The organism is Haloferula helveola (assembly GCF_037076345.1).
In the GTDB taxonomy this organism is placed as follows: Bacteria; Verrucomicrobiota; Verrucomicrobiia; order Verrucomicrobiales; family Akkermansiaceae; genus Haloferula; species Haloferula helveola.
In genome coordinates, this window is the sequence record NZ_AP024702.1 from 4,961,813 (window position 1) to 4,979,986 (window position 18,174).

General features: G+C 60.5%; 16 protein-coding genes and 1 tRNA gene. 13 read left to right on the forward strand and 4 right to left on the reverse strand.

The window, feature by feature from the left end; translation table 11 throughout:
* Positions 1 to 8 precede the first annotated feature (8 nt).
* Positions 9 to 1,673 carry a ribulokinase gene (locus tag HAHE_RS18775; protein WP_338686628.1) on the reverse strand — a complete coding sequence of 555 codons (1,665 nt, stop codon included), beginning with the start codon at positions 1,671 to 1,673 and terminating at the stop codon, positions 9 to 11.
* 104 nt (positions 1,674 to 1,777) lie between these two features.
* Between HAHE_RS18775 and HAHE_RS18780 the strand changes: the two genes are divergently transcribed.
* Positions 1,778 to 2,827, forward strand: a complete 1,050-nt coding sequence (locus tag HAHE_RS18780; protein ID WP_338686630.1) for a LacI family DNA-binding transcriptional regulator — start codon at positions 1,778 to 1,780, stop codon at positions 2,825 to 2,827.
* Between the two features lie 65 nt (positions 2,828 to 2,892).
* Here the strand turns inward: HAHE_RS18780 and HAHE_RS18785 are convergent.
* Positions 2,893 to 2,999: transfer RNA gene (locus HAHE_RS18785), tRNA-OTHER, on the reverse strand.
* Between the two features lie 40 nt (positions 3,000 to 3,039).
* Between HAHE_RS18785 and HAHE_RS18790 the strand changes: the two genes are divergently transcribed.
* The 6 genes from HAHE_RS18790 to HAHE_RS18815 all read left to right on the forward strand — a co-directional run bounded on the left by HAHE_RS18790 (position 3,040) and on the right by HAHE_RS18815 (position 8,035).
* Positions 3,040 to 4,293, forward strand: coding sequence for a hypothetical protein (locus HAHE_RS18790; RefSeq protein ID WP_338686631.1), 1,254 nt, complete (start codon positions 3,040 to 3,042; stop codon positions 4,291 to 4,293).
* Positions 4,290 to 4,916 carry a hypothetical protein gene (locus HAHE_RS18795; protein ID WP_338686632.1) on the forward strand — a complete coding sequence of 209 codons (627 nt, stop codon included), beginning with the start codon at positions 4,290 to 4,292 and terminating at the stop codon, positions 4,914 to 4,916. The genes HAHE_RS18790 and HAHE_RS18795 overlap by 4 nt, the downstream gene beginning before the upstream one ends.
* Before the next feature lie 60 nt (positions 4,917 to 4,976).
* On the forward strand, positions 4,977 to 5,180 hold the full coding sequence (locus tag HAHE_RS18800) for a helix-turn-helix domain-containing protein (RefSeq protein ID WP_338686634.1): 204 nt from the start codon (positions 4,977 to 4,979) through the stop codon (positions 5,178 to 5,180).
* A gap of 401 nt (positions 5,181 to 5,581) precedes the next feature.
* Positions 5,582 to 6,247 carry a hypothetical protein gene (locus HAHE_RS18805; RefSeq protein WP_338686635.1) on the forward strand — a complete coding sequence of 222 codons (666 nt, stop codon included), beginning with the start codon at positions 5,582 to 5,584 and terminating at the stop codon, positions 6,245 to 6,247.
* A 553-nt stretch (positions 6,248 to 6,800) separates the two neighbouring features.
* Complete coding sequence (locus tag HAHE_RS18810; RefSeq protein ID WP_338686637.1) at positions 6,801 to 7,235, forward strand: hypothetical protein; 435 nt, start codon at positions 6,801 to 6,803, stop codon at positions 7,233 to 7,235.
* A gap of 131 nt (positions 7,236 to 7,366) precedes the next feature.
* Positions 7,367 to 8,035 (forward strand): hypothetical protein, encoded by a 669-nt coding sequence (locus tag HAHE_RS18815; RefSeq protein ID WP_338686639.1) that lies wholly within the window; start codon positions 7,367 to 7,369, stop codon positions 8,033 to 8,035.
* Positions 8,036 to 8,064: 29 nt separating this feature from the next.
* On the opposite strand, the gene HAHE_RS18820 is transcribed toward HAHE_RS18815, so the two are convergent.
* Both HAHE_RS18820 and HAHE_RS18825 read right to left on the reverse strand, forming a co-directional pair.
* Positions 8,065 to 8,358, reverse strand: a complete 294-nt coding sequence (locus HAHE_RS18820; RefSeq protein ID WP_338686640.1) for a hypothetical protein — start codon at positions 8,356 to 8,358, stop codon at positions 8,065 to 8,067.
* A 36-nt stretch (positions 8,359 to 8,394) separates the two neighbouring features.
* Positions 8,395 to 9,402, reverse strand: a complete 1,008-nt coding sequence (locus HAHE_RS18825) for a tetratricopeptide repeat protein (protein ID WP_338686642.1) — start codon at positions 9,400 to 9,402, stop codon at positions 8,395 to 8,397.
* Between the two features lie 73 nt (positions 9,403 to 9,475).
* Here HAHE_RS18825 and HAHE_RS18830 point away from each other — a divergent pair, with 73 nt between their 5' ends.
* The 6 genes from HAHE_RS18830 (at position 9,476) to HAHE_RS18855 (ending at position 18,162) form a co-directional block, all read left to right on the forward strand.
* Positions 9,476 to 9,706, forward strand: a complete 231-nt coding sequence (locus tag HAHE_RS18830; protein WP_338686643.1) for a helix-turn-helix transcriptional regulator — start codon at positions 9,476 to 9,478, stop codon at positions 9,704 to 9,706.
* Between the two features lie 514 nt (positions 9,707 to 10,220).
* Entirely contained in the window at positions 10,221 to 13,496 is a 3,276-nt protein-coding gene (locus tag HAHE_RS18835) for a helicase-related protein (protein ID WP_338686644.1), read from the forward strand.
* A gap of 5 nt (positions 13,497 to 13,501) precedes the next feature.
* Complete coding sequence (locus HAHE_RS18840; RefSeq protein ID WP_338686645.1) at positions 13,502 to 14,158, forward strand: DUF4391 domain-containing protein; 657 nt, start codon at positions 13,502 to 13,504, stop codon at positions 14,156 to 14,158.
* A 149-nt stretch (positions 14,159 to 14,307) separates the two neighbouring features.
* Positions 14,308 to 15,291 carry an ATP-binding protein gene (locus HAHE_RS18845; RefSeq protein ID WP_338686647.1) on the forward strand — a complete coding sequence of 328 codons (984 nt, stop codon included), beginning with the start codon at positions 14,308 to 14,310 and terminating at the stop codon, positions 15,289 to 15,291.
* A 21-nt stretch (positions 15,292 to 15,312) separates the two neighbouring features.
* A complete protein-coding gene (locus tag HAHE_RS18850) occupies positions 15,313 to 17,892 on the forward strand; it encodes a S8 family peptidase (RefSeq protein ID WP_338686649.1) in 2,580 nt (859 codons plus the stop codon).
* A gap of 36 nt (positions 17,893 to 17,928) precedes the next feature.
* Positions 17,929 to 18,162, forward strand: a complete 234-nt coding sequence (locus HAHE_RS18855) for a hypothetical protein (protein WP_338686650.1) — start codon at positions 17,929 to 17,931, stop codon at positions 18,160 to 18,162.
* The last annotated feature ends 12 nt before the right edge of the window (positions 18,163 to 18,174 follow it).

Below are 18,174 nucleotides of genomic sequence, written 5' to 3' on the forward strand. Positions count from 1 at the left end.
GGGTTGGGTCAGTTGGACTGTTGGGCCTTGATGGCGAGGAGGGTTTTCATCACGCGGCCGAGGTCCGCTGAGGTTTCGACACCACCGAAGCTGTCGTGCAACTGGCGGTAGAGTTGGTAGAGCGAGTCGTAGATTTCCTGATTTCCGGCGATCGGGTGGTAAGAGGTTTCCTTGAGTCCGGTCATCGCTGCTTGGGCGGTTGGGAAGTCGGGGTGCGCTCCGGCGACCACCGCGGCACCGACGGCCGAGCCGAGGGCGCAAGACTGGGCCGAGCGGGAGACGCGCATTTCGCAACCGGTGACATCTGCATAGATCTGCATGAGTAACGCATTCTTCTCGGCAATTCCGCCAGTGCACACGATCCGCTCGACCGGAACCCCGTATTCACGGATGCGCTCGACGATGGCGCGGGCCCCGAAAGCGGTGGCCTCGATCAGCGCGCGGTAGATTTCCGAGCGGGTCGTGTAGAGCGTCTGGCCAAGCATCAGGCCGGTCAGGAGCTGGTCGACGAGAATGGTGCGGTTGCCGTTGTTCCAGTCGAGCGCCAGCAGGCCGGATTGTCCCGGCTTGAGGCGTGCCGCTTCTTCGGTGAGCGTCGCGTGCAGTTCGACGTCGCCGAGCACGCCTTCCACGTACCACTTGAAGATGTCGCCGACGGCTGACTGGCCGGCTTCGACGCCGAAGAATCCCGGGAGGATCGCGCCTTTGACGATCCCGCAGATGCCCGGGATGTCGGCCACTTCCTTGTCGGCCGAAACCACCGCGCAGTCGCAGGTGGAAGTGCCGATTACCTTCACCAGGGTGCCTTCGTCGACGCCGCAGCCGATGGCCCCGTAGTGGACGTCCATCTCGCCGATCGCGATCGGGATGCCGGCGGGCAAGCCGAGCTTGTCGGCCCACTCCTGGCAGAGCTTGCCGGCGGAAACCGATGCGTCGTGCGCTTCGTCGTAGAGACGGTCACGCAGGTCGGCGAGGCGGGGATCGAGTGCCGAGAGGAATTCCTTATCCGGGAGTCCGCCCCAGTCTTCCGCGTAGATCGCCTTGTGACCGGCCATGCAGACCCCGCGGACGATTTCCTTCGGATCGGTGACGCCGGCGAGGACCGACGGGATGAAGTCGGATAGCTCGACCCACGAGTAGGCGGCGGAGAAGACCTCGGGGTCGGTCTTGAGGCAGTGCCAGATCTTGGCCCAGAACCATTCGGAGGAATAGGTGCCACCGATTTTCGCGAGATACTGCGGGCGCAGGTCCTTGGCCTTGGCGGTGATCGCGGCGGCTTCCGGGATGCTGGTGTGATCCTTCCACAGCCAGCACTGCGCGCTCAGGTTGTCACGGAACCCGTCGGAGAGGGCGAGGGGGACGTTCTTGTCGTCGACCGGGATCGGGCTCGAGCCGGTGCCGTCCATGCCGATGCCCACCACCTGATCAGCGCTGAAGCCCTTCACCGCGCTCTTCGCTTCGGCGAGCGCCTGAAGGGTCGCCTGCTCGAGGGCGTGGAGGTAGTCGGCCGGGCTCTGGCGGGCGAGGTGGTGATTCGACGGGTCGAGAAGGATGCCCTGATGGCCCGACGGGTAATCGACCACGGCGGTGCCGATCTCCCTTCCGTCGGTGCAGTCGACCACCAGCGCGCGGGCCGAGTTGGTTCCGTAATCAAGTCCAATGGTGAATGGCATGGTTCCTGATTTATGCAGGGGACCGACGATTTCGGGAAGGGTTCCTCAGTATGACAGTCATATTGAGGCTGGCGCAGCGATGTCGTGGCGTCTAGGATCACTTGATGGATCGGCCGAATATGGGCGATGTGGCCCGTGAGGCCGGAGTCTCCAAGAATACCGTGAGCCTTGCTCTGCGGGGGAGTCACCGCGTCGCGAAGGAAACGCGGGAGAGGGTTGAAGCGGTCGCGAGGGATCTCGGCTACCAGCTGAATCCGACCGTGGCGCAGCTGATGTCGGAGCTTCGGCAGAACCGGACCGCGGGCTTTCAGGCGACACTTGCGTTGGTCAACGCGAACGAGAGCCGCAGCGCGTTTGCCGATCACCCGACCGTGCCGATCTACGTCGAAGGTTGCCGTCGTCGGGCGGAGAGGCTCGGATACGCTCTCGATGAGTTCTGGCTGCACGACCCGGAGCTTTCGCTGGCCCGTTGGCAGTCGATATTTCGTGCGAGGAACATCCGCGGCGCATTGATCGTCGGAATGATGAGTTCCAATAGATTGCCCGTGCGCTTGGCCCCGCTCTGGGAAGAGTTCCCCGCATTGGTGACCGGTGTCCGTACGCGCAACCCGGCGTTGTCCTACGCCTGCAGCGACCACCACTCGCTTGCGATTCTTGCTTTCGAGAAAGCTTTGGAACTCGGCTACCGGCGTCCGGCCATGGTGCTAGATGGAGTGATCGACCGTCTCATTGAGGGCCGCTTCACCGCGGGTTTTCTGACGGCGCAGAGCCGCGTTATTCCCGTGTCCGAGAGAACCGAACCGTTCTTCGATGTGTCAGGAGCGCGGATCGATCTCGAGGTGTTCCGGCGTTGGTTTGAGGTCAACCGACCGGATGTGATCTTCACGCTTTATCACGATGTCGCGCGTTGGATTGAAGAGATCGGCCTGCGTTGTCCGGAAGACGTCGGGCTGATCCAGTACGAGTGGCGTGAGGATCATGCGGCATGGGCGGGGATGAACCAGCACAACGACCAGGTCGGCGAGGCGGCGGTGGACATGCTGGTTTCACTCGTCCAGCACCACGAGCGAGGCATCTCGAAGTATCCCCGCGCCACCCTGATCGGAAGCGAATGGGTGGATGGCGTGACTGTCAGGCCGAATCCGAAGCACTGAAGTCTCAAGGACGCTCCGGTCCCAAAAAGGTGAAAGGCGCTGACCGTGAGGTTCAGCGCCTTTCATGGTACCCCGTCTAGGACTCGAACCTAGGACCAAAAGATTAAGAGTCGTTGCGCAATTCCTTATTTTATGGGGGTTGCAGCGCCGGGTGTAACCAACTGTAACCACTTTTGGCTTTCCTGCATCGTGCTGCACACCATTCTGGCTCTATGAAACAGGCAACCGTCGCGGAGGTGAAACATCCCCGCTACACCCACAGGGTGAGATACACCGGACCGGGGGGCAAGACCCTCCAGAGATGGTTCAAGAATGAGACGGACGCACTCGCGTTCGCCAAGGACACGGACAAGGAAACCGGCATCGAGGGGAAGGCCTTCGGAAAGCTGGGAGCCGACGAGAAGGCCGTGATCGAGTTCTGGCGAAACTTCGTCAGTGAATCGTCCGATGCGGCGCCACCGCCCCTGATCGATGTCGTGCGTGAGTACGCCGATCGCTGGAAGGCCACCAGAACGTCCGTGACGGTCCAGCAGGCTTTCGACCGGTTCATCGCAACCAAGGAGGCAGAGGGGCTTCGGAGGCTCTCCGTGGACGGTCTGAGAACCCGCTGCGGGCGGTTCGCCAGGGACTTCGCCGAGCGACCGATCTGCACCATCACCACGACCGAGGTTTCGGATTGGGTTCTGGGGTTAGTCGATACCCGGGTTCCGAAGCAGAAGGGGAAGGCACCGGCAGAGGTTTCGCTTCTCACCAAGAAGAACTACCGCCGGGACGTGGCCACCATGTTCAGCTTCGCGAAGTCCAGAGGCTGGCTTTCCGACAACCCGATGGAGAACGCAGCGAAGCCCAAGCCGCCGAAGAAGCGGCCGGGGGTTCTCTCGCCTGAGGACGTGAAGCACTTCTTCGAAGCCCTGGGAGCTTGTGCTCCCGAGCTGGTCCCATTCTGGGCCGTCCGGTTCTTTGCCGGCGTCCGGGAGCAGGAGACCCTCCGGATGGATTGGGCGATGGTCGACCTCGATGCCGGCGAAATCCATCTCCCGGAGACGATCACCAAGACCGGAGTCGACCGGACGATTTCGATCCGGCCGGCTCTTGAAGCATTCCTTCAACCTCTTGCGAAGCCGTCGGGCCCTCTGTGCGATGCCACCGTGACCGCACGGCGCTACGCATTGAAGAAGACGATCAAGGCGATTGACGCAGCCGCTCAGAAGCGGGCCAAGGGGAAGAAGTTCCAGCCCTTCTCCATGCCCAAGAATGCGGCACGGCACAGCTTTGCCACCTTCCACCTGCTCGCGTTCCGCCACCCGGGGGAAACCTCACTGCAATTGGGGCACGGCGGGAGTCCCGAACTCCTCCATCGCCACTACCGCGGGATCTCGAGCGAGAAGGAAGCGAAGGCCTTCTGGTCGATCCGTCCGTCGAAGCCGAAGAATGTCACCTCGATCCGGGAAAGGAAATCAGCATGAGTCGTGCACCGAAACTGCCGCCCCTGAAAAAGGAAACCGAAGATGCGCTACCTCAGATTCATTCGAGTGAGGCGAAACTCAACGATAGCGGCGAGTGGGTTCTCCAGGACCGCGAGAGGTTGATGCGTCTAACGACCGCCGCCGAGGTCAGTCCCCGGCTGGCCAGTCTCCTGTGGGAGTTGAGATGGGTTCATCCAGCGGATTATCGGAACGATTGGGACGAACATGACCCTGATACGCACGATCCCAAGTTTGAGCTCTTAGAGAAGCAATTTCAGGAGGCAGCGCTGGTCGCGTTGCTGCGCAAGGACGAAGGCTTCTTCAAGCAAGTCGACTATGTTCTTCAGGAGTGGAGGAAAGATGAATCCAGGCGTAAGAAGTCATCTTTGGACAAATCCAAGAGTGAGCCGGCTCCGTCGGATATTCGGTTTCGTATCGCCTCATTCTATGAGCGTATCGACCGTGTTCCCCGAATGACGGAGGTGTTCGATCACGTCAATCGAGGGCTCCGTCGAGATTTTCTCAAACCCTTGGAGAGTCTACAGATCATCCAGTACCATCTGAAGGCTTTGGGCTACGAGACCAAGGAGGGGAAGAACCGCAAGGCTGGTCCGAAGCAGTAAGGATTCGGTTCCCAACCATAGTTTTGCATCCAGATAACGATCCGGGGTGTGTTCGTGCCCATGCACGAGAAAGCACAACCACCCCTCCTGACGCGTAACGAGGCCGCAGAAGCCCTCGCCATCTCCCTCCGCTTGTTCGACAGCCTTGTCGCCAAGGGTGAGATACCCGTGATCCGAATCGGCAAGAGCGTGCGAATTCGTCCGAGCACGATCGAATACTTCATCGAGGCACGGGAAGGATATCGCAACCGCACCAAGCGATGAATCGGCATCACTTGAACGGGGGCCGGGACCATGGCCCGGGAGCAGGGATCACGACTCTGGCAGGGAAGGCGCGGAATTCCTCCGATGAGGGTTCCCGTCTGACCGGCGCTCCGGTAGAACCGAAGCAGTCTTGCGCTACTTCCAAGGCATCCCAGGCCAGCGGAGCGAAGGCGGGTGATCTCGGCCCCACAGGTGTCGAAGACTCTCACGGCAGGAAGCGCGTGGGGCCTTCTGGCGCACCAGTGGCTGAGGATTCTCGCGGCACCGAGCCATCTGGGCAATCTGGAAAGCCTGACTTGTCTGGGGCATCTGGTGGTTGTGGAGAGACTGGAACATGTACGGAAGCTGTAGCGACTGGGATTGCTGAGGATTCTTTGGGTTGTGGGGATTCTTTGGCTTCTATGGAAAAGTTCCGCCTCCTCCAAAGGCAGGCTGATGCAAGAAATGATCTACCTGATTCGATCAGGGAACTTTACTCGCGGTACATCGGCAACCGATACACGGCGAAAAAGGGGATGCTCTTGGAGCAACTGGAAATCATGATCCCCTTTTTGTTCGAATGCGTCTCAAGGAGCCAACTGATCCTGCTCGTGACCGCCCACTACGAGATGAACCAGTTGATCTTCACGGAGGCCAGCAAGTTCCCGATCGAGCACGTTGAAGCTCTGATTGACGAGTTGAATGCTCAGTGGCTATCGAGCCTTTCGGTCAACGAAAAGTCGATCGTCGAACAGCTTCCCGCCTCGGACTTGGAGATTGAGGCATTCCGGATCTGTCGCAGTCTTGCCATGGTTGAAGATGTCCAACTTGAGCGCGGCAGCTTCTACCTCGGAGCCAACAATTTGGCGCAGAGGCTGGGGGAGACCAAATACATTGCAGCCATGATTCTCGAGGCATTCTGCGAATTGGACATTCTGAAAGTGGTCAAGAAGGGTGACTCGTTTCAGAAGGAAAGACCCCTTGAGAAGGGCCGCCGGCGTAAGGCTACGATTTACCGCTGGCTGCCGCGCCTTCCCGAACCGTCGGAGAAGCCGGGAACCAGGGGGGCAGATCGCAATCAGACCTGAAAACCTGAGATGAAATTTTCTCACGCTCACTCACCCTTGGTTCTCCGTTGGGGTAGGGTCTGAGGGGGATCGACCCGAGCCCCCCCGCCGTCCGGATTTTGGTTACAGTTCAGGGTTTTGCAGACTCTCAATCGGAGTATGCAACGGAGGGTCTGATTTCTGACTAAATTCGAGAATCTCTAACATACTCCTTCTGTTCAGAAAGGAGTGAGCTCCGTTTTTCTCTGATTCTAAGCAGGTTCCGCGTCTGTGAGGGCTGCGGACGTGTGACTTTTGGAGCATTCGACCCAAACCTTCCTCCTCACCCCTTGTGTATGAAGCAGCAAGGAGCTCGTCCACGGAGTGTCCACCGTCCTGTCGTGAACACCGCATGCCGTGATGATTAGTTTGGTTGACTAAAATCCGACCCCTACCTGACGGGTCCTGTCGCCCTCTCAGCGCCTCCCATTCGCGACTCTCCCCACGCCTCGCACCAGCGGGGCCTTTTCGTTCTCGGACGCATCGTCCAACGCCGCCGCGGCTGGCGAATCTGCCGCACCTACCAACAACGACAATGAAACAACACCACCACGCCCCTGCATCCGGGGGAAACACAGCCCTGAAACACAATGGCACCCGCGGGTTCCGCAGTCCGAGCCGGGAGGCCATAGCGCCGCCCAGGAAACCCGACCCGCATCCACCACTGAAGCGCCACTCGGTCACGATCCCGAATTTCAGGACCATCGCCGGCGTCAGCCCGATCGCTGTCGTCAGCATCGACGACTACACCCGGGGCGGTATCGCCTTGCGAGTGATCGACCACGACGGCCCATTGATGACCGCGACGGTCTGGGTTCCGGGGATCCCGGCCGGGCATGTCGCGATCAAGGACTACCCGGAGCACGAGGGCTGCCTTGAGCAATTGATCCGCCACCGGGTCGTTGAGCCAACCGGAGACACCCTCGACGGATTCCCGATCTGTCGCCTCGGATCCGCCTTCCACGACTGATTCCCGCCAACGAACCGAAACCAAACGCAAAACAACCGCCGGCCTCTCCCGGCATGTCGAAGCCCCGCCACGAGCGGGGCTTTTGCGTGTACAGGCATCGCCTTCGGGAAGGGGCCGGCACCCACACGACCATGAAAATGCCGAACGATGACCACGAGGGAGCAGCCGCTTTCTCGAACGACAACGCGATGAATGCCGAACTGGGCAGGATGCTCGTTGATGACGTGATTCCGCGACTTAGGGCGCTTGCCGCGACCTTCCCCACGGTGGGGGCGGATGATGAGGAGGAGATGCTTCAAGACGCCACGCTGCAGGCTGCACGGCTGATGCTGTCGGCCTCGCAGAAGGGCCGGACGTTCACGGCGGGCAACATAGCCTACTTTGCCGCCAAAGCGGTCAGGAGCGGCCGCAGAAGCCACTACACGGGCCGGAGTGACGTCATGTCCCCTGGGTGCCAGCTCGATGGCGCCTGTCGCTTCACCTACCTCGATCAGGAGGTCGAGTTCGAGGAGGGGTGGACCGGAGCTCTCCATGAGGCGATTCCACTGTCCGACTACCTGGGCAAGGGAGAAGATCCCGCGGAGGAAGCCGCCCGGAATCTCGATTGGGAATTGTTCCTCGGCTCCCACCCCGAACGTCACTGCATCGCGATCCAGGCGCTCGCGGAGGGTAGAACGATGCGGGAGGCAGGACGGTGGTGCGGCCTCAAGGATAGTGGAGCCCTCAACCTCAGAAGGAAGATTGCTGAAGACCTCGTTGAATTCTTCGGCGAGGAGGAGATTCGAGCTCTCATGCCGTAGCCTTCCGGCGGCGATGATCCTCTCCCGGCTCAGTCCATCATCTGGTCGATGTCTCCAAAGATCACCAGGAAGATGACCAATGGTCCGAAGCCACAAAGCGCGAGCGAGAGAACCTTGAACATCGCGTCCTTCGGATCTCGCTTGGTTCTGAAGCCTGCAATGATCAGCGCGAGCAGGATCGGAACCAGCACGGCTGCCAGGAAGATCGACAGTGACTTCCAACTGTCTTCAGACCAATCGTCGATCTTCACCCAGATCAGGAAGACGATCCCCACGCCAAGAAGCGTGAAGCATCCGCCCTTGTAGATCTTCTCACCGTCCATGGGGTCTTCCTCGATAGAGCCGCTGTGGATTGACCATTACTCAGCCTTCTTGGGCTTCCACTCCCGGCTCAGCTTCTGTGCTTCGTCGATCTGGCTGCGATCCATGACGTCCGAAAGTATTTCCCTGGCCTTCTGAGCACGATCGTCACCGGACGCTGCGGCCAGATTGAACCACATATAGGCGAGCACGGTGTCCTTTGGTACACCTGCTCCAAGCATGTAGAGACGTCCCAAGTTGGCCTGCGCGTCCGCATTTCCCTGCTCAGCGGCCCTGCGATACCAACGCACCGAGTCCTCTACATCCTGAGGGCCACTCTTGTGGCTCTCATGGAGTCGACCCAGAGCGAACTGCGCTTCTCCCAAGCCCTGGTCGGCTGCCATTCGGTACCATGCGAAGGCTTTGGGAAGGTCTTTTTCGACGCCTGACCCCAATTCGTAGCAGATTCCTAAGCAACACTGAGCTCCGGCAAGTCCTTGTTCGGCAGCTCTGCGATACCACTTCGCGGCCTCTTCCTCATCTTTCACAACGCCTTGGCCGCTATCATAGAGGGATCCAAGGATCATCTGCGGAGTGGCCTCCCCTTGCTCGGCCGCCTTGCGAAGCCACTTCGCAGCTTCGGCGTGGTCCTCGGGCACACCCATTCCGGTCATGTAGAACGTTCCCAATTGACCCTGTGCCTCGGCATTGCCTTGCTCCCCGGCCTCCCGGAACCATCTGGCAGCCTCGCCGGGATCGGCAGGCACGCCTTCCCCTGCCGCGTAGGCTAAGCCGAGCACGCACTGTGCGTCGGCGTGGCCTTGCGATGCGGCCTTGAGAAACCATTCCACTGCCTTCGACGGATCTGCCGTGACCCCGTCCCCATCCTTGTATCGCAGTCCTTCTCTGAACTCGGCTTCGGCACCTACTGGCTCGCTGGATGGCTCGCTGGAGATTTCGTCCTTCGATCCGCAGCTCAAGCAAAGGACTGAGAGCAGTAGGGAAAGGGCGACGCCCCCGCCCTTGAAGGTGGCCAATGCGATCGGGGCAAGTCGGGCGGCATTCATTGGGTGCCAGATTGACGAGTTGTAGCTCCTGTTACAACCACAACCGTCTCTATCGCCCTCTACAAGCTGGGGGGTGAAAGAGGAGGAAGCCGATACCCGAGTCGCTGAGATCGTCTCCAGACTGAAAGCACGGCGGGAGAGTCTGGGCATGTCCTTGAGCCGGCTGTCCGAGCTGGCAGGGATGAGCCACGTCGGAATCCTCCAGATTGAAAGCGGTGAGCGGAGCCCGCAGCTTCGGACCATCATCAAGTTGGCAGCGGCACTGGATCTGAAGCTGGCCAAGCTGTTCTCAGGTCTGGACTGACTTCCGGATGTGGCGGGGAAAGCCTTCCCCTCGGACCTACTTCGTGCGGTCCTACCCCTTCGAGCGGGGGCTACCCCCGCAACGCCCCCAGGAGACAGTCAGGCTGGTCAAGAGACAGTGTCCGGAGGCCTCGCTCGTTCCTCGCTCCGGATCAGGTCACAGACTCTTTCCGGCGCAGGATAGGGAAGGCGGACCTGATCCCGCTGCGCGGGACACGTCCCGGGCTCCGCACCCCGGCTCCGGGAGCCCTTGACCGCGGATTCCTGCCCCCCTGGACCCCGCCTCAACTGCCGAAGCCAACCGTCTCCGGCCCCTCGTGAGGCTGCCAAGGGGACCTCCCCGGTAAAGGGCTGTCCTCGCCCAGCCGATCCGTGCGCGTATCGCGCCCCGGCACAGCATCGGGTTGACCCTGCAGGGCCGACCATTCCAACCTCCCTGCAGACTGGGACTTTCCCTCTGTCACGTAGAGTGGCGGCATGACCAGAGCGTCCCGTTTATCCCCCGAGGCCTTCGAGTGAACACAATCGACAACGTCAACGACCTCCTGGGTGACGATCTCAAGAGGACGGTCCAACCCGGAGCAAAGCTCCGAATCGCAGCCTCCTGCTTCTCGATCTACGCCTACGAGGCCCTGAAGGAGGAGCTGGCACAGGTTGAGTCGGTGGAGTTCATCTTCACCTCGCCGACCTTCGTGCACGGTGAGGCGACGGACAAGCTACCGAAGGAGAGGCGGGAGTTCTTCATCCCAAAGCTGGAGCGGGAGCGGAGCCTCTACGGGACCGAATTCGAGATTCAGCTCCGCAACAGGCTGACCCAGCGGGCCATCGCCCGGGAGTGTGCCGAGTGGATTCGCGGCAAGGCCACCTTCCGGTCGAACGCCACGAAGTCGTCCATGCAGCAGATGGCATGCGTGGAGGGGGACGGCCAGGAGCCGGTCGTATATTTCCCTCTTCAGGGCTTTACTGCGGTGGACCTCGGCTACCAGCAGGGCAACGCCCTCTCGAACATCGTCAACAAGTTCACCGGATCGCCGTTCACCGACGGCTACCTGCGGCTATTCGAGCAAATCTGGAATGACCGGGAGAAGCTTGAAGACGTGACCGAGCAGGTCTGCGACCACATCGCCGGAGTCTATTCGGAGAACTCCCCTGAGCGGATCTACTTCGTGATGCTCTACAACATCTTCACGGAGTTCCTCGAGGACATCACGGAGGATGTGATGCCCAACGATCGGACAGGCTACCAAGACTCGGTCGTCTGGCGGAAGCTCTTCAATTTCCAGCGTGATGCTGCGGTGGGAATCATCAATAAGCTGGAAACCTTCAACGGCTGCATCCTCGCCGACAGCGTCGGCCTCGGGAAGACCTTCGCAGCACTTGCCGTGATCAAATACTACGAGCTTAGGAACAAGTCCGTTCTCGTGCTTTGCCCGAAGAAGCTCGCCGACAACTGGCTGACCTACAACCACAACCTCAAGACGAACGTCTTGGCTGGCGACCGGCTGAACTACGATGTCCTGAATCACACCGACCTCCAACGGAAAAGCGGATACTCCCACGGCACCCCCCTCAAGCAGGTCAACTGGGGCAACTACGACCTCGTGGTGATCGATGAATCCCACAATTTCCGGAACAACAACCCGGGCGAGGAAGAGCGGAAGTCCCGCTACGAGCTACTGATGGAGCAAGTGATCCGGGCCGGCGTACAGACAAAGGTCCTGATGCTTTCCGCCACCCCGGTGAACAACCGTTTCTCGGATCTGCGAAACCAGCTCGCCCTGGCCTACGAGGGTGAATCGGAGAAGCTCAGTTCCAAGCTCAAGACCAAGAACAGCATTGAGGAGATCTTCCGGCAGGCTCAGGCGGCGTTCACCCGGTGGAGCAAGATGCCGGCAGAGGAGCGGACACCGGAGGCCATTCTCAAGGCCCTCGACTTCGAGTTCTTCGAGCTGCTCGACAGCGTCACGATCGCCCGCTCCCGGAAGCACATCGAGGCCTATTACGATACAGCTGACATCGGAACCTTCCCTGAGCGCCGACCGCCTGTCGCGTTTCACCCGCCGCTGACGACGAGGGACGACGTCGATGGCTTCGACGAGATCTACGATCAGCTCACCCAGCTTGATCTCGCCGTCTACACGCCCGCAGAATACCTTCTCCCGAGTCGGCGGTCGAAATACGAGCAGGCCTACAGTGACGATCTCGAGGGAATTTCCCGCAACGTGAGTCTCGAGGGCCAGCAGAAGGGCATCCGAGCCCTGATGACGGTCAACCTTTTGAAGCGCCTTGAAAGCTCCGTCCAGGCCTTCCGAATCACCCTCGGTAAGCTGGAGGCCAATCACCGGAAGCTGCTCAAGCAGATCGCGGACTTCCAAGCGGGCAACCGTTCGACGCTCTCGGTGTCTGGCATCGATGCCGAGAGCTTCGATCCGGATGACGACGAGCTCCCCGATCCCGACGAAATGACCTTGGGGGGCAAGAGTCAGATCGCGCTCGAGGACCTCGACTTGCCGTCATGGAAGCGGGCCATGGAGAACGACCAGTCGGTGATCCTCGCCCTGATTGCCGAGATGGAGAAGGTTACTCCCGAGCATGACGCCAAGCTCCAGCACCTTCTCCAGCAGATTAGCTCGAAGGTCCAGTCACCCATCAATCCTGGTAATCGGAAGGTGCTTATCTTCACCGCTTTCGCCGATACCGCCGACTACCTCTACGAGAACATCGCAAAGCGACACCTGCAGAAGTTCGGCCTCCACACCGGAAAGATCACCGGGACCACCAGTCCGAAGACCACCCTCGGCCAGGGTTACGACTTTCAGGACGTCATGACCCTTTTCTCGCCGATCTCGAAGGAGAAGGCGCTCGTAATGCCTGACGAGGAGGGCGTCATCGATCTTGTCATAGGAACCGACTGCATCTCGGAGGGTCAGAACCTTCAGGACTGCGATTACCTGATCAACTACGACATTCACTGGAATCCGGTACGCATCATCCAGCGATTCGGCCGCATCGACCGGATCGGCTCCCCCAATGCGTGCATCCAGCTTGTCAACTACTGGCCGGACATCTCGCTCGATGAGTACATCAACCTCAAGGAGCGGGTGGAGAACCGCATGGTGATCGTCGACGTCACCGGCACGGGCAGTGACAACGTTCTCGACCCAAAGGCAAACGAGGTCTCCTACCGAAAAGAGCAGCTTCGCCGCCTCCAGGAGGAGGTTATCGACATGGAGGACCTCAAGACGGGAATCTCGATCACCGACCTCGGCTTGAACGATTTCCGCATGGATCTCGTCAGCTACGTGAAGGAACACGGCGACCCCAGCCGCACGCCCAACGGCCTGCACGCCATCGTGCCTGCGAATCCCGAGCGCGGACTCGTGCCCGGGGTGCTCTTCACCCTCCGCAACCGGGAAGACGGAGTGAACATCGATCACCAGAACCGGCTCCACCCTTACTACCTCGTCTTCATCAGTGATGACGGGCAGGTTGTCACCCGTCACACTGAGGTGAAACGACTGCTCGATCTCGCTCGGACCGCCTGTAAGGGGAGGGGAGAGCCCTACGCCGATCTCTGCCGTCGTTTCAATGCGGCCACGAAAGACGGCCGGGACATGAGTCGCTACTCCGGTCTGCTCGATGATGCCATCCGCTCGATGATCGACGTGAAAGAAGAGGGCGACATCGACAGCCTGTTCCAGCCGGGCAAGACCACGGCGCTTGTCGATTCGATTTCCGGCCTCGACGACTTCGAGCTGATCTCCTTCCTGGTCGTTCAGCCAGCGGATTGATCCCTATGTTCGCCTTTCCCCAGAAAACCGCGTTCGGGAAAATCATCCCCAAATCCCGGATCTATGCCCATGCCGAACCGAGCCGGCGCGTCCGCGAACTGTTCACCTCTCAAGTCGCCGAGATTCGCTGGGCCCACAAGCTGTCCCGCGAGACCCTGAACCTGCCTGAAACCGCAGGGGTTCCGGAAATCGAGATCTTCGAGATCCGGCTCAAGACGCCGACGCTCGACGACGCCGTCCTCGAGGCCATCGACCGGGCCATTCCCTATCCGATAGTCCATCGACTACGTTCGGAGCAGGGAGTCGCCCATAGTGCGGCCTTCAAGCGCCCGAGCGAGGTGGACTCAAGCCAATGGGTCGTGGGCTCCCGGTTCACCTCGGAGTTCCGGCCGCCCCCGGAGGACCTGCCGGCCTTGCCCACCGTTCTCGACCTCGGCCACCTCTACGGCGCCCTCATGGCGGGCCTGATGCCCCTCCCGGCCCGCAAGCGCGAGCCACTCGGAGACCAAGTCGCCCGCTGCGAGCGGTTCCGAATCCTGAAGCGGCAGGTCGATCAGCTCACATCCCGGATCCGCCGAGAAAGGCAGTTCAACCGCAAAGTCGCCTTCAATCAGGAGCTGAAGCCCTTGAAGGCTGAGTTGGAGGCCCTCTCAGCTCCCTGACGCCAACCGAAGAGTGACCCGCTTTTTCCGATCAAAACTTGCAGCCCCCCCCTGCATTTGTCCCATCCTCAGTGGCAGATTCTGCTCGAATGGTCGGTAGGATTATTCAAGGTTCCTTTAGCTCCCGAATTGCAGGAAAACACCCCTTTATGGCTACCGCTTCCCAGATCAAAGCCCTCTTGACCAGCCACTCCACGGGCGACAACGAGCGTTTTCATGCGGTCGCACTCCAACTCGCCGCGGCCGAGGCCCGGAAGGGCCACCAGAAGCTCGCCGACGAGATCCGGGAGCTGGTGAACGAGGCACGACGCAAGGCCCAGTCCGAATCGGCCTTCCAAAAGGTCCACAGCCTGGCCACGCCCCAAGGTGAGGCTGGGGAGCTGCTCGAACCCACTGAGACCCACCTTCACATCTCCGACCTCGTCCTCGAGGACTCGCTGCGGGAGCGGATCGAACGAATCGTCCAGGAGCAGAAGAACCTCAGCAGGTTGAAGGAGCGGAATCTCCGGCCCCGCCAACGGCTCCTTTTCACCGGACCGCCCGGGTGTGGAAAGACGATCACCGCCTCGGCACTTGCGAACGAGCTTCGACTCCCGCTTTTCGTCGTGCGTCTCGACTCCCTGATCAGCCGCTACCTCGGCGAATCCCTCTCCAAGCTGCGTCTCATCTTCGAGGCGGCGGAGCGGCACCGGGCGGTCTACCTCTTCGACGAATTCGACAGCATCGGCTACACCCGGGACGCCGCTGGCGACGTGGGGGAAATGCGGCGGGTGCTGAATGCCTTCCTCGTCTTCATTGAGAAGATGAAGAGCAACAGCCTGGTGATTGCGGCCACGAATTACGGAAGGCGACTCGATCCGGCACTCTTCCGCCGGTTTGATGATCTCGTGGAATTCGGGCTCCCTGAGCCACCCCAGATCCGGGAGACCATCGAACGTCTGCTGAGGGATGTCGCGAAGGAAAAGCTCGTCTGGAAACGGATCCAACCCGCCGCCAAGGGGCTCAGCTATGCGGAGATTACCCGGGCTACCGAGGAGGCGATCAAGGGGATGCTCATTCACGACCTGCCCAAGGTCACCAACGATGCCCTTTACGGGGCACTCACCGAAAGGAGACTTCACCTCAACCATTGAGTCGTCAGATAAGTCTCCCCCATGCCTGATCATCTCCCCAATCGACTCACGCACCTCAGGTTCACGCCGAACACTGAGCAGCTCGCCTACAAAGGTGACGGTCGGGGCGACTTCAAGATCCGTCCCGTGGCTGATCGAGCCGGACACGTCTCCTACCTCCAACGGCAGGTGGCGGCTGTACAGCAGGAATTCGATAAGGTGGAGAAGGAGCGGGCGGACTTGGCGCTATCTTCGGATTTCGGGCTCATCCTGAACGTCACCTCGGAACCTGACCTTCCCTTGGCCTACTGGAGCCTGGAGAAAGCCCCCTCCAGCAAAGGGGAGGGGATTACCCTTCTCAACCTTAGGCATGAAAAGGACCAGCAAGGGCGAGAAATCACGAAAGCCGCCATCTTCGTTCCTCATGGGCAACTGGACGTCCTCGAGAAGAAGATCGCCGAGTACGCGGACCCCAGCAAGGACAGCAAGGACAAGGCTGGGAATGTCACCAATCCGCGGAACGCCCCTCTGCTCAACAACATCCACTCCATCTCCTCTGCGGCCGTCGATGCCCTATGGACAGACCCGGAGCCGCTCCCCGAGGCAGATGAGCCCTGCTGGTTCGAGCTGTGGATTCGACGAGATGACCAAAAGGACTGGCAGGGCCAACTCATCCAAGAGTGTGCCGAGCTCGGTATTGAGGTGCCGGAGCAGACCCTTGTCTTCCCCGATCACGTGGTCGTGATTGGCCACGGCACCCGGAGCCAGCTTGAGTCGTCGCTGGACCTGCTGAACTGCCTCTCGGAAATTCGCAAGGCCCGGCCCTGCAGCGTCGGACTCACCGATCTGAACGGCCTCGATCAGGAAGAGTGGATCGACGAGGCCCTTGAGAGGATCCAGTGGCCGGGCGACGACGCCCCGGCAGTCTGCCTGCTCGATACCGGGGTGAATCGCGGACACCCTCTCATCGAGCCCGCTCTTTCACAGAGCGATATGTCCACGGTGTTCGGCGATGGGGACACTGCGGATGACAACCAATTGAAGCACGGCACGCCCATGGCCGGACTGGCCGCATTCGGGGACCTGCGGACGCTGATGATGTCCACCCAGACGTGGGATCAGCTACATCGCCTCGAGTCGGTGAAGCTCATTCGCAGCTCCACCGAGCATGATCCTGAGAACTACGGTGCCGTCACACTCGCCGCGATCAATGAGCCGGAGAGTATCGCCCCGGACCGCCCACGGGTCTTCTGCATGGCGGTCACCGCGGATGGTCCGAATACCTTCGGCAACCCCAGCGCCTGGTCAACTGCCGTGGACATCGCCGCCGCAGGTGCTCAGAACGAAACCGACCAAGCACGGGTCATTCTCGTTTCCGCCGGCAACACCGAGGTGCACGACGAAACTTTCAGCTATCCCGACACCATGCGGGGCAACCCAGTGGAGGATCCGGCCCAAGCATGGAATGCCATCTCCGTTGGAGCCGTCACCCATCGTACGACCATCACCGAGGACGATGATGAGGCTCGTCGCTGTGACCCTCTCGCTCCGGAGCACCACCTCAGTCCATACACTCGCACCAGCCATGCTTGGTGCCTTGGGCGGAAAGACTGGCCGATCGCTCCGGACGTAGTCATGGAGGGAGCCAATCTCGGAAAACATCGGGACTTGGAGAACGAATATCCCGCCTTCGACTCCTTGGCGCCTCTCACCACGGCATCCAATTTCAACCTCCGGCCGATCGCTCCCTTCAACGCCACCAGTGCCGCGACCGCACTGGCGGCACGAATCGCCGCTCAGGTCACCCAGCGCTACCCGGATGCCAGCCCGGAAACCATTCGCGGCCTCCTTGTGCACTCCGCACGCTGGCCCCAGGCGGTCCTCGATCGCCTCGGTCTCGATCCCCATCAAATGAGGGGCAACGAGGCGATGCAGGACCTCATGCGTGGATACGGATTCGGCGTGATCAATGAGCAGCGTGCCTTGGATAGCCTGGGAAACCAAACCACCTTCTTCACCGGAGAGAGCATCCAGCCTTACAAGGGCAGGGCCGGCGACGCCAGTTTCAACGAGTGCCACCTGATCAGGCTCCCTTGGCCGGTTGACTTGCTTCAGGCAAATCCGAACGTCACCTGCACGCTCCGGGTCACTCTCTCCTACTTCATCCATCCGAATCCCGGGACGCGCTCTTGGGACAATGGGCAGAAATACAAGTATGCGAGCCACCTACTGGGCTTCACGCACAAGCACAAAGAGCACAGTCTCGAGGAATTCCGCTCACGCCTCCACGCGGAGGAGGAAGCTCTTGTCGGGAGCTTGAACGACCCCGGCTGGGCCATCGGCCCAAAGCTTCGAGGCAAGGCCGGCTCGCTGGTTCAGGACGTCTGGCGAGGTCCGGCCGCCGACCTCGCGGCCATGGAAGCCATCGCGGTCTTCCCCCGAGCCAAGGGATGGTGGGCGACCCGCAAGTACGCCGAGGGACGGCAGGAACACAACTGCCACGAGAAGACGGTCCCATACTCACTCATCGTCAGCCTTGAGATCGATGCGGATCTGCCGGTCTACACCGAAATCGAGGCCGCCATCCAAGCCATCGAAGCAGGCATCGACATCACGACCTGAATACCCTCCGCCAACCTCTTTCCAACTTCGCCAACCATGACCTCTGCTGCCCTATTTATCCGATCCGTCGATGACGGAACTGAATACGCCTGTCAGAAACTCAACCTGATCGGATCGCACCCCCTGGGAGGCAATCTTGAGTGCCCGCAGGTGTTCGATGTCGCAGGAAGAATTGGTCGCGTGTTCGAGGTAGTCCCGCTGGGCTTCAAGATCAAGATCACCCCGGGTAGCGCCGAGCCGAAGCAACCCACTTTTGTCGTGGAGTCGTAAAGCGCCGCACTC

What these genes read in the sequence shown, in the direction of transcription:
- HAHE_RS18775 (WP_338686628.1), bottom strand. Translation starts at nt 1,673, where the DNA reads ATGCCATTCACCATTGGACTTGATTACGGAACCAACTCGGCCCGCGCG.
- HAHE_RS18825 (WP_338686642.1), bottom strand. Translation starts at nt 9,402, where the DNA reads ATGAATGCCGCCCGACTTGCCCCGATCGCATTGGCCACCTTCAAGGGC.
- HAHE_RS18780 (WP_338686630.1), top strand. Translation starts at nt 1,778, where the DNA reads ATGGATCGGCCGAATATGGGCGATGTGGCCCGTGAGGCCGGAGTCTCC.
- HAHE_RS18855 (WP_338686650.1), top strand. Translation starts at nt 17,929, where the DNA reads ATGACCTCTGCTGCCCTATTTATCCGATCCGTCGATGACGGAACTGAA.
- HAHE_RS18805 (WP_338686635.1), top strand. Translation starts at nt 5,582, where the DNA reads ATGGAAAAGTTCCGCCTCCTCCAAAGGCAGGCTGATGCAAGAAATGAT.
- HAHE_RS18795 (WP_338686632.1), top strand. Translation starts at nt 4,290, where the DNA reads ATGAGTCGTGCACCGAAACTGCCGCCCCTGAAAAAGGAAACCGAAGAT.
- HAHE_RS18790 (WP_338686631.1), top strand. Translation starts at nt 3,040, where the DNA reads ATGAAACAGGCAACCGTCGCGGAGGTGAAACATCCCCGCTACACCCAC.
- HAHE_RS18810 (WP_338686637.1), top strand. Translation starts at nt 6,801, where the DNA reads ATGAAACAACACCACCACGCCCCTGCATCCGGGGGAAACACAGCCCTG.
- HAHE_RS18845 (WP_338686647.1), top strand. Translation starts at nt 14,308, where the DNA reads ATGGCTACCGCTTCCCAGATCAAAGCCCTCTTGACCAGCCACTCCACG.
- HAHE_RS18820 (WP_338686640.1), bottom strand. Translation starts at nt 8,358, where the DNA reads ATGGACGGTGAGAAGATCTACAAGGGCGGATGCTTCACGCTTCTTGGC.
- HAHE_RS18815 (WP_338686639.1), top strand. Translation starts at nt 7,367, where the DNA reads ATGAAAATGCCGAACGATGACCACGAGGGAGCAGCCGCTTTCTCGAAC.
- HAHE_RS18800 (WP_338686634.1), top strand. Translation starts at nt 4,977, where the DNA reads ATGCACGAGAAAGCACAACCACCCCTCCTGACGCGTAACGAGGCCGCA.
- HAHE_RS18840 (WP_338686645.1), top strand. Translation starts at nt 13,502, where the DNA reads ATGTTCGCCTTTCCCCAGAAAACCGCGTTCGGGAAAATCATCCCCAAA.
- HAHE_RS18850 (WP_338686649.1), top strand. Translation starts at nt 15,313, where the DNA reads ATGCCTGATCATCTCCCCAATCGACTCACGCACCTCAGGTTCACGCCG.